The 14,880-nt window shown below is 51.1% G+C and carries 8 protein-coding genes; 5 read left to right on the top strand and 3 right to left on the bottom strand.

Annotation, left to right across the window (positions count from 1 at the left end):
- Positions 1 to 180: 180 nt before the first annotated feature.
- Positions 181 to 2,205 carry an FAD-dependent oxidoreductase gene (locus ACKFKH_RS20720; protein ID WP_446860241.1) on the bottom strand — a complete coding sequence of 675 codons (2,025 nt, stop codon included), beginning with the start codon at positions 2,203 to 2,205 and terminating at the stop codon, positions 181 to 183.
- Between the two features lie 226 nt (positions 2,206 to 2,431).
- On the opposite strand from ACKFKH_RS20720, the gene ACKFKH_RS20725 reads away from it, so the two are divergent.
- The gene (locus tag ACKFKH_RS20725; RefSeq protein WP_446860242.1) at positions 2,432 to 3,274 is read left to right on the top strand and encodes a FecR family protein; all 843 of its coding nucleotides are present in this window, start codon (positions 2,432 to 2,434) and stop codon (positions 3,272 to 3,274) included.
- Positions 3,255 to 5,699 carry a CHASE2 domain-containing protein gene (locus ACKFKH_RS20730; RefSeq protein ID WP_446860243.1) on the top strand — a complete coding sequence of 815 codons (2,445 nt, stop codon included), beginning with the start codon at positions 3,255 to 3,257 and terminating at the stop codon, positions 5,697 to 5,699. Before ACKFKH_RS20725 ends, ACKFKH_RS20730 begins: the two co-directional genes overlap by 20 nt.
- A 203-nt stretch (positions 5,700 to 5,902) precedes the next feature.
- On the opposite strand, the gene ACKFKH_RS20735 is transcribed toward ACKFKH_RS20730, so the two are convergent.
- Both ACKFKH_RS20735 and ACKFKH_RS20740 read right to left on the bottom strand, forming a co-directional pair.
- Positions 5,903 to 6,943: a fatty acid desaturase gene (locus ACKFKH_RS20735; protein WP_446860244.1), complete on the bottom strand. Its 1,041-nt coding sequence runs from the start codon at positions 6,941 to 6,943 to the stop codon at positions 5,903 to 5,905.
- A 332-nt stretch (positions 6,944 to 7,275) separates the two neighbouring features.
- Entirely contained in the window at positions 7,276 to 10,263 is a 2,988-nt protein-coding gene (locus tag ACKFKH_RS20740) for a hypothetical protein (protein WP_446860245.1), read from the bottom strand.
- 330 nt (positions 10,264 to 10,593) lie between these two features.
- Between ACKFKH_RS20740 and ACKFKH_RS20745 the strand changes: the two genes are divergently transcribed.
- From ACKFKH_RS20745 to ACKFKH_RS20755, 3 genes are all read left to right on the top strand, one after another.
- On the top strand, positions 10,594 to 10,827 hold the full coding sequence (locus ACKFKH_RS20745) for a hypothetical protein (RefSeq protein WP_446860246.1): 234 nt from the start codon (positions 10,594 to 10,596) through the stop codon (positions 10,825 to 10,827).
- A gap of 102 nt (positions 10,828 to 10,929) precedes the next feature.
- The gene (gene ppc / locus ACKFKH_RS20750) at positions 10,930 to 13,989 is read left to right on the top strand and encodes a phosphoenolpyruvate carboxylase (protein ID WP_446860247.1); all 3,060 of its coding nucleotides are present in this window, start codon (positions 10,930 to 10,932) and stop codon (positions 13,987 to 13,989) included.
- A gap of 96 nt (positions 13,990 to 14,085) precedes the next feature.
- Entirely contained in the window at positions 14,086 to 14,496 is a 411-nt protein-coding gene (locus ACKFKH_RS20755; protein ID WP_446860248.1) for a DUF1963 domain-containing protein, read from the top strand.
- The last annotated feature ends 384 nt before the right edge of the window (positions 14,497 to 14,880 follow it).

Below are 14,880 nucleotides of genomic sequence, written 5' to 3' on the forward strand. Positions count from 1 at the left end.
TCCATCTTTTCGCCCCCTAAATCCCCCAAAATTGAGGGACTTTGAACCTTGGGTTTCCCGCCGCTTTGGGGCAATTCATCCCCTGATTCAGCAACGCCAAAAAAGCAAAATAAAATGATCGAATGGGAAGCGTGAAGCGATCGTAATTGATCGACCGCCTCAACATGAAAGAGAACCCTTCTACCGCCACTTCTTCCAATCCAAATTCAAAATCGACGTGTTGGGAAAGGCGATCGGGTTGCCATTTTCCGTCAATCGTTTTTGCACCTGCTCTAAGTTTCGATTAGCTCTCGGCAGATTCTCAACCAGTTGATAAGGCAAAATTCCCGTTTCTAACGAATACACGGCCGTCGTCCCCGCTGCTGCCCCGGCTGACCACTCGATCGCATGAACTCGATAAGCAGACGCGCTAATGTGGCTCATCGCGATACTCTTGCCCGTGACCAACAAATTGTCAATCTTAGGCGGAATCATCGACCTCAACGGAATCTGAAACGGATAAGTTTCGTCAGCCCCCTGGCGCTCTTTGGGGCGTTCTTGATTGCCCGCACGTTCAGGCGGAGACTCAACCATGCAGGGGTGAAAGTCGAGATTGTAGTGACCAATGCCCACCGTATCGGGGTAGATGTGCGATCGCGTCCTCAACTGCGCCTTCTCTAAAGAAATCTGACCTCGGAGGACGGCGATCGTATTCAAACCAGACAGCGCCGTAACCAGATTTCGATAGCCTTCGGGTGATAAATTTTCGACATAGTAGCGGTCTTTAAAGTTTTTGCGCGAGACAGAAATCTCATCCATCAAAAATCCATCCGGGTAACCATAGGCATAGCGCCCAATCAGCCGCCGAGCTTCTCGCATATAGGGATATTTTGACAACCCATGCACCGTCCCCATCGGAGACTCTAACCCTTGCAGATAGCGAATATTCGGGAAAGGCTTCTTGGTCGGCAGTTTGGCATCCGTCGTCCCAGAGTGAAACCAGTAAAAGAATCCCAACGCCTGTTCTTCGCCGCCCTGAAGCGCACTGACACGAAATCCTCCTAGCCAACCACCGGGCGTGAGCTGTCCCGTTGCCGCGAGTTGGTCTCTGGTGTAGAGATAGTTATCTGCGGGAGTTCCTGGCCCATAGTCGTTGCCCCAGTTCCAGTTTTGCATCGAGATATCACCAGGGATAATCGATCGACTTCCCGCCGTTGGCTGTCCGCTAAAGATTCGTCGATAGGTAAACACCAGTTCGGGATGCTGGGCATACTCATTAGAATTGAAGCTGTAAGACTGGGCATAGCGCGAATAAAATGCGGGCGGCGTAGCAGGTTGAGGCGTATCTGTGGACTCCATCGCAAAGGTGTAAGTAAACGCCTGCGGACAATAGGGATAATCCGTCTCGCTCGAAGAAGAAGGATTGGTATGAGACAGCGCATCCACTCCCAGACGATACGGCAAATCTGCCAGCGCCAACAGTTCCCCGGTTTCGGTCGCTTCGATCACAAACCACTTGCCCGATGCAGGCGGCACAAAACGAATAATTTTCTTCTTAAACAGCGACGAGTCTGCTTCTTGATAGCTATCTACGATCGTCTGCGACAGCGGGTAAGTATTCAACGGCGGGGCCCCCACAGCCGGACTATGCTGAATCGCCCGCACTGATTGAATTTGCTGTCCCTGTCCCACCTGCCCAATTTGCAGATCTTTGACCACCGTATTTGGAAAAAATCGCAGCGTCCCTTTGCCGTCTCTAGCCGCCTCATTTAGCATCGCTTCCAGAATTTCGTCCCCTTCTTTGGGCAAAAAACACACCAGACTCACCCAACAGTTTCCCGGCGTTTTTTGATTTTTGTGACGATCGAGCAATTGTTGCCGAAACTCCAGATACCCCTTGGGAAAGTAACGCAGATCTCGCTGAGTTTTTTTCTCATCCAAAGCCGACGTACCCTGAGATGAAATTTGTCCCCCAACCCAATCCGTAATTTCCGTCATACAAACGGTATGGCCTGCTTTTAGGGCTTCATAAGCCGTCGCCGCCCCAGACAATCCGCCCCCAGCCACCATGAGATCACAGGTGACTTCTTGATCGATCGATCGGGTCGCCGCCGATGCAGAATAAGTCAAGGATACTGGTAAGATACAAGACCCCAGAATGAAGTAAAAAAAGTGCTTCACGACAGGAATCAGGGTGTGAACCGTTGAACTTTTTGTTTTCTTCATAAATAATGAGAGGTTTATATTGTTTCTCAAATGAAAACCGCAGAAACACTTGATTTTAATCGCTGAATCGATCAATAACTCAGAAGGGATTCCATTCAAAACCCCCCAACGACTGGAAGTGAGCCGCCCCGATCGTAAACTGTTCCTTCGTTTCTCATCCATTTCTCTCTAGCCCCTTTATTGTGAGACCTGGGAAGCATTCTCAATAGACGATAATCCGAATCCCATGAAGTATCTATTTTTGATCGGAGCTACGATCGCGGGGAGTGTAGTCTTGCTTGCCATCCCTGGTAGTCTTGCTCAAAAAAGCGTCCCCGTGCGAATCGATCGCTGGCTTTCGATCCAACAAATGTCTGGCAATGTCACGTATCAACGCCGCAGTGTCAATCGATCCGCCAAAGTGGGCGATCGGCTCGAAGCCGTAGGAGATGGCCTCACCACTGGAAGTGGATCGTCTGCATCGCTGTTAGTAGACACAGGCATCGGGACGATTAACGTTTTAGAGAAAACTAAATTATCAGTGCAGACCCTCAACGTCGCCCCAGACTATGGACGGATTACGCGCCTCCAGGTTTCTCAAGGACAGGTGCGCCTCAAGTTACGTCGGTTCACAAATCGAGGATCTCGCCTCGAAATTCAGACACCTGCGGGGTTAAGTGGCGTACGGGGCACCGAATTTGGGGTCTTGATACAAGCCGATGGCAAAACTGGATTAGCCACCCTGTCAGGAGCCGTCGTAACTGGTGCCCAGGGGCGATCGGTTAACGTCCCGGCTGGGTTTCAAAACTTTACTATTCCTGGTGAACCGCCTTCTGTGCCTGTACCCTTGAGAAACGACACTCGGTTTCAGTACGAATTGCAGCAAGAAATTGATCAAGGAGTACGGAGGATTCGCCTGATTGGTCAGGTTGATCCCGTTAATTCTGTGACCGTTGATGGCCAGCCCCAAAAGACCGATCGCTCTGGACGATTTGATGCTCTGTATTTTGCCCCATCCTTTTTAAGGATTCAAGTTGTAGTTACTACTCCGCTAGGAAAAACAGAGTCTTATGATCTGGCGCTTCGGTAAGCTTGGATGGCGATTATTACCGGGTGGAGTCACGGCCGTTGGGCTAGGTATCTTATTGAGGTTGGGCGCGTTGCAGCCGCTCGAAAGTATTGCTTACAATACGCTGTTTCGGGCACGCGGCCCAATTCCGTGGGACGATCGCCTGGTGCTGGTTGCGATCGATGATGCCAGCATTCGACGATTGGGGCAGTTTCCCTGGACGCGCCGCCATTATGCTCAATTATTAGACGCACTCAACGAGGCCGAGCCGAGCGTTGTCGCGATCGATCTCCTCTTTTCAGAATCGACTCCCAATGATGCCAAATTTGCTCAGTCGATGACGCAATATGGTCGCGTTGTGTTGGGTCAAGCCTGGGACAGTACTGGACTGCCGTTGATTCCCGTTCCGCCTCTGCGAGATGCCACCCTTTCGACCGGGCACATTCACACCGAAGAAGACGCAGACGGCATGGTGCGAAAAATCTTGCCTCAGATGCAAGGCGAACCTGCTTTGGGCGTCGCGACGATCGAGGCTTATTCGATGGTGCAGGCGATCGTGCGGCAAACCGATCTCGATCGACCGATGTGGCTCAATTGGACCGGGGCCCCGATTCGACAATACTCGTTTGCGGATGTGATGCAGGGGCAAATTCCCGATCGCGCCTTTCGCAACAAAATCGTTCTCGTCGGCGTAACCGCATCCGGAATTGAGCCGCGATTGACTCCCTTTAACACCAATCCGACGACCAGCGGTGTATTTATTCAAGCGACCATCATCAACAATCTGCTGCAACAAAATGCCCTGCGCCCGATCGAGGGGTGGTGGCTGCTGGTGATCTTAGTGATGGGCGGCCCTGGGTTTAGCGTCTTGATCAGCTATTGGCGAACCGAAACGCAGGTCGCGATCGCGCTGGGGCTAATCGTGAGTTGGGGGGCACTGAGCCTGTCGATGTTGAAAATGAGCTATCTGCTTCCGGTAGCTTTTCCGGTGGGCTTACTCGCTTCTACAACGCTGACCGGAGCCGTGATCGAGCGCTTGAGAATGAATGCTCTGCTGCAAAAACAGGTGCGACACCTCTGGCAAACCTATGAATCTGATCTGGTGCTGCGTCCCCTTGATACGCCCAAACGGCCCGGTGTGACCGCGATCGTGCCTTCGATGCAGCGAGTGGCTCAACTGACGGCCCTGGCCGATCGCTTTGGACGGTCTCAATCTACTCAGGCAGCGATCGCGCGTAGTCTTTCGGTCGGGTTGGTGGCGGTCGATCGCGATGGGCTGGTGTGGTTTTGCAATCCGGTGGCGATGGAGTGGTTGCAGCTACAAGTGGGCGCTCGACTGGAAATGCACCTGACTCCAGAGTGGCTGACCCAAGCTGAGTGGAAAGCGATCTTAGATAAGCTGTGGCAACGTTTGCCCGTCGATGAGAAAGAAGTGCTGCGGGGCGATCGCTGGTTTTCGCTCAAAACAGAGCCGTTAACCTATCAATCATCAATCACAGAATCACAGAATCAGAAGTTAGAACAAAAGTCAGAAGAGCAGAATTCAAAAAATCAGAAGTTAAAAGATCGCCGATCAAAAAATCAATCAAAAGACCAGAAACTAGAAGCGCTAAAACTAGAAGCGCTACAACCAGAAGATCAATCGTTTAGCGGGTTGCTGTTATTGATCGAAGACATCACTCAGCGCAAACAAGTTGAAGCTAACCTAGACCAACAGATTCACGACCTCAATCGAATGAGCCAACTCAAAGATGAGTTCTTAAGCACTGTCTCCCACGAATTGAGAACGCCGTTGACCAACATGAAAATGGCCATTCAGTTGCTCAAGATTGCTACCGCCGAACCGCAGCGCTCCCTTGAGGGTGACACAAAGAGATCTCACTACTTAAAGATCTTAGAAAATGAATGCAACCGTGAAGCAGAATTGATTAACGATCTACTCGATCTACAGCGCTTAGAAGCAGGGATGCAGATCACCAATCCAGAAGTCATTCACATTCAGGAGTGGTTGCCACCCATTATTGAGCCATTTTATAAGCGCACTGAAGCCCGTCAGCAAACCTTGTCCATCAAGTTCTCGCGTCAGCTTCCTAGCGTCATCTCTGACCAGCCCAGTCTTGAACGAATTTTGGTTGAGTTGGTCAATAATGCTTGCAAATACACGCCTCCCACGGGAGAAATTCTCGTCTCGGCTAACTGGGCCCCTCCCCACGTCGAACTAGCCGTCTCTAACTCTGGGGCTGAAATTCCTGAACACGAACTGCCCCGAATTTTTGAGCGCTTTTATCGAGTCCCTCAAGCTGACCCCTGGAAGCAAGGCGGGACAGGTCTGGGGTTGGCGCTGGTCAAAAAACTTGTGGAGCGCTTGGGTGGCAGCATCGAGGTCAAGAGTGGCGAAGGCTCGACGACGTTTACGGTTCAGTTGCCACTGCGCCGAGAGAGTTGACAGCAGGTTTTGAGGAGACAGCCTGCGAAGCGATCGCGCTAACAGTGTGCTTGAGTAGCTACTAAGGATTTTAGATAAAGGTTTTGGAATGCACTCGACAAAATTTAATATTATTTAACGCTCATTCCTTGGCATTTAGAACGACGAATGATGAGCCATTAATCCTGCACTCATCATTCATCATTCACGATATTCACGATCGACTACTTACCACGATATTTGTCAAACGACTGATACGCATACTCAGGATGATAGAGATGACACTCGTCTGTGATCCGCTTCATCAATTGCCATGAAAAGCGATATTCATGAAGCGAACTGCCCCAAGTTTGTTTGAGACTGTTGTGTACCATCCGTAGATTGTAAGAAGGAATCGCCGTAGACAAATGATGGGGAATGTGAACGTTAATGTGGTGACACAGAAACTCCACCCAAAACGGATACTCACAGTGAACGGTGCCAAACAATTGCGCTTGAGCAGCATCCCATTGATCCGGCTCCTGAAACTGAATTTCGGGAATCGTGTGGTGAACCAGCGTAAAGGTACTCATCCAAAAATGGTAGACCAGCCAGGGCAATAACCAAAACTTGACAAAGCCCCAGAGGCCGGTCGTCAAAATCAATGTCGGAAATACGATCGCAGCAAACCCAACGACAACGGCGATCGACCGCTTCACCTTTTGACGATCTTTTGGCTCGTATTGGCTCAGATCAAAGTGAATGATGCCCCAGTGCAAAATCGATGCCAGCCACCACAGACGACCCCGCATGTACTCATAACCCACCCGTCTGACCGTGCCAAACTCGTCATACAGTTCTGGTCTAAAGGGCTGCCACGCATTGTCTACATCCATTTTGTTGGTGTAGTTGTGGTGCGTGTTGTGCAAAATGCGCCAGCAGTGAAAGGGATAGATCAGCGGTGCCATAAAAATGTGACCCACCAGATCATTCACCCATTTGCGCTTGGCGAACGATCGATGTCCGCAGTCGTGCCCAATGACAAAGAACCCGGTGAGCGCAGTTCCGGTAAAAATCCAGGCGACGGGGAGCAAAAACCAGGGAGCGGCCTGAATCGCCCAATAGCCCAAGCCGACCATGAGAACGTTTGTCGCAACCATTGTCCAGGCTTTTCGCATATCGCGCTGGAAGGCTTCACGAGGTAAGGTCTTGAGAATATCTTTGAGGCGAAGCTTTGGATCGGGGGCGGAAATTGGGTTTTCAGACTTCGCGATCGATGCTGTCATGAATTATTTTTCCTTTCGGAGGAGTTTTAGAAGGCATACCAAAAACCTGCCAGGCATGAGCAGTTCGTTCTACCGATCAGGCTTGAACCGTGTGCTGATAGATGCCAAGCAAGGTTAGGCTGGTTACATCAGTGAAACCTAGTGCAAATGGTCACACTAAATCGAGTGGGCCCCAAGAAAAGTCCGCACCCGTTACGCAATATGCAGTAAGTTATGTAACAAAACCTTAATCGTTATATCACAATTCGATAACGAGAGATTGAGAAATTCTAGAGAAAAGGTTCGCCTATCTCATCCCTCATCCCTCTCGCCAAGCGAAACAAAGTTCTCCCTCACTTTACCCAGGGAATCAGGGGGTCTTTAGCAATGTGCTGCGAAACCACGTAGGCACCATACCGATTCAGATGACTGGGGTCAGAGAAGAAATCGTTTTCGGTCGTCCATTCGCCCACCAGGTTGCGGTAGGTAAAGCCCATCTCACTCGAAATCTCGATCATATGTTGCTGAAAGGCTTGCTCATGCTCTGATCGAGCAGGGTCGAGATATTCACCCGTCAGAGGCAGATTGACAAAAACAAGGGGAATCTTTTGAGCTTGAGTGAACTTTGCGAGAGAAGCGATCGCGGTCTGCTGTCGCCCTTCTAGAGAGAAATTGTCGTAGTCGCTATCATTGGCACCCGTCACCCTGGAATATTTTTGGTAGTAGGTAGCTGGATTAAAGCGATTGGCGATCGGCAAAAATCCATCAATATCGACGAGTCCCTGACCATCTTGGGCGATCGTTTCGGTGTCTTGCCCTGGTTTTGACTGACCTGTAATGCCTTGACGAAACAAGTTTTTGAGCGACTCGCGCTGATTGTAAACAGACGACAGTTTGGCGAGAGATTGATTGAGCAGCGTGTTGACTGTCTGATAGCTTTCAGAAACGCTGGTATTGGTGACGGCGATCGTCTCGATCGAACTGCCCAACGCATTCTCAGCAGGTTTGGCGGGTGCAGCAGCGATATCTGTCGGCAGCTTCTTGAAACCGGGGGAAACGGCGATCGCGTTGTAGGTGATATCCAGTCGTCCGCTATTAAACGCTCTCGAACCGTCTGCCCAGAGGATCAGCTTTGGCATCTTTTCGGCGGGCAACAGGTGGCGCACAATCAAGTCTATGACCTGCGCTGTCGCTCCATTCACCCCAAAGTTAAACACCTTTTGACCAGGATAGCCCTGAGCCGCCAAAGATTGCTGAAGCGTCACCGGGTCGATGCCTCGCATCGCTCTCGAACTGCCCAACACCAACACATCGGGGGCCCCATGCTGGGCAACAAACTGCCGATAAAGGACGAGTTTTTCATCCAACTGACGCGCGTTGAAGGTGGGATAGGGCGATCGGGCTGCGTCGGCCACCGCTTTTGGTCGCAGAGGGGCTGCAAGCAAGGCTCTAGGGGCGGCTTCTGACGTGGCTCGATTGGGAGAATCTGTGGCAATGACGGTCTGACCCGATTGAGTAAAGGAGCCATCAGACGCTCGCCAGCGACCCACTCCAGACTTTTGTAGAGACAGATTGGGCAGGTTCATCGCTTCAGAAGGCGCGGGCTTTTGAGCCGGGGCAGGCTGAACGGGAGAAGCTTTGGGCGCGGGTTCTACTTTGGACTTGAGCAGTTGTCCTACAATCCAATCGGTTTGCACCGTCAGCAACAGTCCGAGCGTGCCCCAGACGATCGCAACTTTGGCGGTGTGCGCGACTCCTTGCGGATAACTGGAAGCCATCGATGCGGTTTCCGACTCCGGGACGCTCAACTCGGTTGGCACGAATAGCTGCGATCGCGTCAAAAAGTCCTGTACTGATTCCACCATCCGATCCAAAACGAGGCGCAACTCATTCGTCGTCAACTCAGGACGGACAATTAGCTCACCTGGTTCTGCCATCAGGTCACCCACGTAGGCATCTGAGGCCGCAAATTCTGGAGTCGCTTCGGGGACTAGTCGGCTGCGCGAGACAAAATCTACTCCATAGCTCCAGGCGGGGCGCGTTTGACCTGATCGCCGTCCATAAATTCTCGCGCCCGTCATGTCAGGAATCGCTAACGGTTTGAGAAAGGTGCCGATCGCCGTTCCGACTTTTGTTTGAGAAGGACAGAGGGGCGATTCGGTCAAAATATGCAGCAGATCCTCTTTGCGTCTGACCTGAAGCCGAATGCCGCCCGTGGCCAGTTGTCGATCCAAATCTGGGTTGAGCAAGCGAGTTAGAAGAAAAGCGATCGCGGGCAAATCTCCTTGTCTAGCCAGCGTCTCAGTGGAGTCAGACAACGCGGGATGAATTTTTGCAGGCAGATCGAGCCACTCGATCCAGGTGGGGGAGGCGGGTACGTCGGCTTCTACAGCGGGTTCGCTCCCGTAGACGGTGACGGCGTGAATCCCTTGAGGCGCGATCGTGTCTAGTAAGGGAGCGATCGCGGCCATGACTCGCGGCTTTTGCGGTTCAAGCGTTCCTTGAGTTTGGCAAGTGAGATGCAGGGTGGTTTCTTTGAGCGTGGCAGAAATTTGGACAGTCTGATCGCCCAACGCTCGATTGAGTAACCGATCCAATGCTTTGAGATCGCCCCAACGCGCCCATTCTCTGAGCATCTCATCGGGAGGAGTCAGATCGACCCGCAACTGCCAATCAGGGTTCGATTCGCCCTGTACCTGACCGTGAACGATCGCCTCTCGAAAGCCCGTTAGCTCCAGATCCCGCAGTTTTTGAGGAATCGCCTGCGCTACCAGCGACGGATCAGGACTGTAAGCCGATTCGCACATCACCCAAAGACGATTGAGCGGTTGGGCAATCTCTCCGCCCATCGGAATCGCCTTGACGCTGGCCCGCACTGACACCCCTAACGAATTGAGCGCCTCACTGAGATATCGGGCGATCGCTTCTGGCTTTCCTTGTTTGGCCAGCGCAATATTTGCCAGCACGATCGCCGTATGAGGCTTTGAGTCTCCCTGGTTAGACAGCTTCTCCAAATGGCGATCGAGTTGGTTCAAATAAATCACGTCTGCCCACTGAGGACGCGCCTGTCCGAGCGCTCGCCCATAGAGGACTACTTGATAAATTTGAGGCTGATCAGACGAAACAAAGGGCTGTACATCCGTTTTGGACAACGATCGCACCAGTCTACCAAAGACGATCGTCTGACTCGGACACACCTTGCCCTCACAGAGAACGTACAAATGATTGCCCCGCAGACGAGTGTGAATGCGGATCTGCTGTAAGCCGATCGCCTGATAGAGCCACGCCACCAGCGATTGGGGATCGGTCGATGAAAGGGGACGATCGGGAACATTCAACATCAGAGCCGTACTTCCTTCTCAGACTGCTCGTTTTGCTTTTTAGAGATAGCACACCCAACTGCGATTTTCGACACGCTTTTCTAAAGGAAAAAGACTTTTCTCTGATATGGTATGCAAAAGTCTGCAATTTGGTCAGAAATCAGTCTAAAAAACTAACAATAGCGTCACAAGCACTCAAAAAACAACTTTCTACGCCAAATATAGAGTATTCCTGAATATGAAAGATGCTTCATGAGCGATCGTAGCCTACCGTTTCTTCAGATTGTTTCTGCATCAAGTGTCCTAGTTTTCCTATACTGACTAAATCAAGCCTCATCTGGAATCAATACTATGCAATCTTCTTCTCAGTCAAACTCTTCTGGAGACGAGCAGGGTCTTTTGAATTTAAAGATTAATCCAGAGGTTTTGTTGGGGTTGGCGACGCTGCCTGTCTTAGTCGGATTGGTGGGAGTGAATGCGATCGCGCAGTCTGTTCAAGAGTTAGGAATGCTGAGTGAAGAAATTTTTAGGGGCGATCGCTTGCCCGTTCTCAACCTGTCAGATTCTTCAGATAAACCGAGTTAACAAAAACTTAAGGATTCTATAAGCGTCTATGTAGGTCTTGCGCCCTATTGAGAATAAGCAATTCCTCGTAAAATTGTTGAGTATCTCTGCTGGAAAAACTCTATGAGTTCGACACGCCCCTCCCCAGATGAATCGCCCTCCGGTCTCGCTATAGAAACCACCCTCACAGAACTTCATGAAGACGTGACAACGCTCACCTCTACTTTGTTTCTCCGCCATCGCCTCAGAATTGTAGAAGACCTCTGGGAGTCCGTGTTGCGCCAGGAGTGCGGTCAAGAGTTGGTCGATTTGCTCAATCAGTTGCGAGAAATGTGCTCTCCCGAAGGACAGGCGACGACGTTTGCTGAGTCAGACGTGCTGCAAGTGGTTGAGAAACTCGATCTCAACGAAGCCATTCGAGCCGCCCGCGCTTTTGCGCTCTACTTTCAACTGATCAACATTGTTGAGCAACATTACGAACAGCGCGACCAGCAGCAGCAATATCGAGCCGCCCGCGAAGTCTTGCCGGGTAAAAATGGGCGCAAACCTTCAGACAAATCATCCAGCCTGGAAGCTGATTTGTTAGAAAAGAGCCTGCATGATGCCGATGCGCGTCGAGAAGTGGGCACCTTTCACTGGCTGTTTCCCAATCTCAAAAAGCTCAATGTGCCGCCGCAGCAGATTCAGCGCTTGATCAATCAGTTGGATGTTTGGCTGGTGTTTACGGCTCACCCGACTGAAATTGTTCGGCATACGATTCGCGATAAGCAGCGACGGATCGCCAAAATCTTGCGAGAACTCGATCGCGTCGAAGACAACCTGCGATCGGTGGGGCTTTCTTCTTCCTGGGAAGCCGACTCGCTGCGCGATCAGTTGACGGAGGAAATTCGTCTTTGGTGGCGCACCGATGAACTGCACCAATTCAAACCCACCGTTTTGGATGAGGTCGATTACACGCTGCACTATTTTCAAGAAGTCTTATTTGACGCGATTCCTCACCTTTATCAGCGCCTCAAGCAGGCCGTTCACGGCTCGTTTCCAGGAATGCAGATGCCCCGCCATAATTTTTGTCAGTTTGGGTCTTGGGTGGGCAGCGATCGCGATGGCAATCCCTCAGTCACGCCTCAAATCACCTGGCAAACGGCTTGCTATCAGCGCAAATTGGTTCTCGGAAAGTACATTAAGTCGATCGAGCATTTGACTGATCTGCTCAGTCTGTCTCTGCACTGGAGCGACGTGTTGCCCGATCTGCTGGAGTCGCTGGAGCAAGATCAGCAACGGATGCCAGAAGTCTATGAAGGACTGGCGGTGCGCTATCGACAAGAACCTTATCGGCTCAAGCTGGCCTACATTCAAAAGCGGCTAGAGAATACGCTGATTCGCAGTCAACAGCTTTATAACGGCGATTGTTTGCAGCAAGAGATTCCAGAATACGACGAAGCGACGATCTACCGCTCTGGCACCGACTTTCTCACCGAGTTGCATCTGATCCAGCGCAATCTGGGCGAAACGGGACTGAACTGCCGCGATCTAGATCTGCTAATCTGTCAGGTCGAGATTTTTGGCTTTAATCTGGCCCATCTCGACATTCGTCAAGAAAGCACTCGTCACTCAGACGCGATGAATGAAATTGCTGACTACCTGCAAGTCTTGCCCAAGCCCTACAACGAGATGTCAGAAGCGGAACGATCGCTCTGGCTGGCGACCGAACTGCAAACCCGCCGACCGCTGATTCCGTCAGAATTGCCCTTCTCGGAACGGACAAAGGAAACGATCGCCACCTTCCGCATGATTCGCAAGCTTCAGCAGGAATTTGGTCAGGACATCTGCCGCACCTACATCATCAGCATGAGTCATGACGCAAGTGACATGCTGGAGGTTCTTTTATTAGCCAAGGAAGCGGGACTGTACGATCCGGCGACGGGCATCAGTGCAATTCAAGTGGTGCCGCTGTTTGAGACGGTGGAGGATTTGCTAAAAGCGCCCTCGGTGATGACGGAGATCTTTGAGTTACCGTTTTATCGATCGCTGCTCTCCGGTGGCTTTGCCAAGTCTGCGGCTCCCGATGCGTCGTCTCAGATGTCACTGCAAGAAGTGATGTTGGGCTACTCAGACAGCAACAAAGATTCTGGCTTTCTCAGCAGCAATTGGGAAATTCATAAAGCGCAGCAGTCCTTGCAAACGATCGCCGATCGCTACAATGTGGCGCTGCGAATCTTTCATGGGCGCGGTGGATCGGTGGGTCGAGGCGGCGGGCCTGCGTATGAGGCGATTTTGGCGCAACCGGGTCGCAGCGTAAACGGACGGATCAAAATTACCGAACAGGGCGAAGTGCTGGCTTCCAAATATTCTCTGCCAGAGTTAGCGCTGTTTAACCTCGAAACCGTGACGACGGCTGTAATTCAAGGGAGTTTGCTCCGCACGGGGTTTGATGACATTCAGCCCTGGCACGAAATTATGGAGGAGCTGGCGGCGAAGTCTCGCGCTCACTATCGTGGCTTGATTTACGAACAGCCTGATTTTATTGACTTCTTTCATCAGGTTACGCCGATCGAAGAAATTAGCCAACTGCAAATTAGTTCTCGTCCGGCGCGGCGCGGGGGGAAAAAGGATCTATCGAGTCTTCGCGCAATTCCCTGGGTGTTTAGCTGGACTCAGAGCCGCTTTTTGTTGCCCTCGTGGTATGGGGTGGGTACGGCGCTGCAAGGCTTTCTTGATGAACATCCCGAAGAACACTTGAAGCTGATGCAATATTTCTATCTGAAGTGGCCGTTTTTCAAAATGGCGATCTCAAAGGTGGAAATGACGCTCTCTAAGGTTGATCTGCAAATTGCGGGACACTATGTGAGTGAGTTGACGCTGCCCGAAGATCGAGAACGCTTTGCGCCAGTGTATGAACAGATTGTCAATGAGTATCATCTGACTCGTGAGATTGTGCTGACGATCACGGGACACAAGCGCTTACTCGATGGCGACCCCGAACTTCAGCGATCGGTGCAGTTGCGAAACGGGACGATCGTTCCCCTCGGATTTCTACAAGTCTCGCTGCTCAAACGGCTACGTCAACACAAATCTCTGGCGGCGGCTGGAGTGGTGCGATCGCGCTACAGCAAAGGTGAATTGCTCAGAGGCGCACTGCTAACCATCAACGGCATTGCCGCGGGGATGAGAAACACGGGCTAAGACGAGGGATGAGGGGTTGCCGCTGGCGGCACGCTTCGCGAGAGGGATGAAGGGGATTCGAGACTTTAGCCGAGTCCCTTTTCAAAGTTGAGCTTTTTGCCTGAATTTGACGGGCCGTTATCAGGTTCAGCCGCTCTAAAATTTGAGAAAAAGTTTGCCCCCATTTCAGCCTGTGACTATCGATTTAATGAGTCTTTGGGCGATTTGCTGTCACAAGTTTTCAGTGAGCTAGTCGATGAATATGCCGAGAAAGTTTATGAAGGAACAGGACACCGAATCGGCGGCTATCCAGGCTTTACCCAAACCGACCTGCGTGACTGGAATGAATCTTATCGGAACTATGACTGTTTGTTATTTCAGCTAGATAGCGATCGAGTCACCAAAGACTCAAACTGCTCAATTGATCTGATGTGGGGCGATAACGGAATCGCTAACTTTTTTATTACATCCGAAGCGCTCAAAAGACTAGATTTCTCAGACGTTTTATATAACTGGGATTGCTGTTAGGTGCAGTATTCATTCAGTTCTTAAGTAGCTGGATGGAATTCAAGAGAAGACCCTCATCCCCAACCCTTCTCCCCAAGGAGAAAGGAGCTAGATTCAAAGTCCCTCTGCCTGGGGCTATGGTGTATAGGCTTGTGTATACTCACTTCGTTCTAGTCGGCTTCAGCCCCCTAAATCCCCCATTCTGGGGGACTTTAAGCAAAAAAGGCTTCCAGAATTTAGAACCCTGATCAGCGTTCAAAGTCCCCCAAATTTGGGGGATTTAGGGGGCGAAGGATTACGGCAAGTACAGATCAATCGACTTATGTATACACGGTAGCTGCCTGGGGAGAGGGATTTAGCGATTATCTTGAATGTCAAGCCGGAAGCGCAACTTTTTCAGGGCTG

The sequence above is a fragment of the Phormidesmis sp. 146-20 genome (assembly GCF_052939475.1).

Excerpts from the sequence above, each read along its gene's own strand:
- ACKFKH_RS20740 (WP_446860245.1), bottom strand. The coding sequence starts at position 10,263 with ATGTTGAATGTTCCCGATCGTCCCCTTTCATCGACCGATCCCCAATCG.
- ACKFKH_RS20725 (WP_446860242.1), top strand. The coding sequence starts at position 2,432 with ATGAAGTATCTATTTTTGATCGGAGCTACGATCGCGGGGAGTGTAGTC.
- ppc (WP_446860247.1), top strand. The coding sequence starts at position 10,930 with ATGAGTTCGACACGCCCCTCCCCAGATGAATCGCCCTCCGGTCTCGCT.
- ACKFKH_RS20745 (WP_446860246.1), top strand. The coding sequence starts at position 10,594 with ATGCAATCTTCTTCTCAGTCAAACTCTTCTGGAGACGAGCAGGGTCTT.
- ACKFKH_RS20735 (WP_446860244.1), bottom strand. The coding sequence starts at position 6,943 with ATGACAGCATCGATCGCGAAGTCTGAAAACCCAATTTCCGCCCCCGAT.
- ACKFKH_RS20730 (WP_446860243.1), top strand. The coding sequence starts at position 3,255 with ATGATCTGGCGCTTCGGTAAGCTTGGATGGCGATTATTACCGGGTGGA.
- ACKFKH_RS20720 (WP_446860241.1), bottom strand. The coding sequence starts at position 2,205 with ATGAAGAAAACAAAAAGTTCAACGGTTCACACCCTGATTCCTGTCGTG.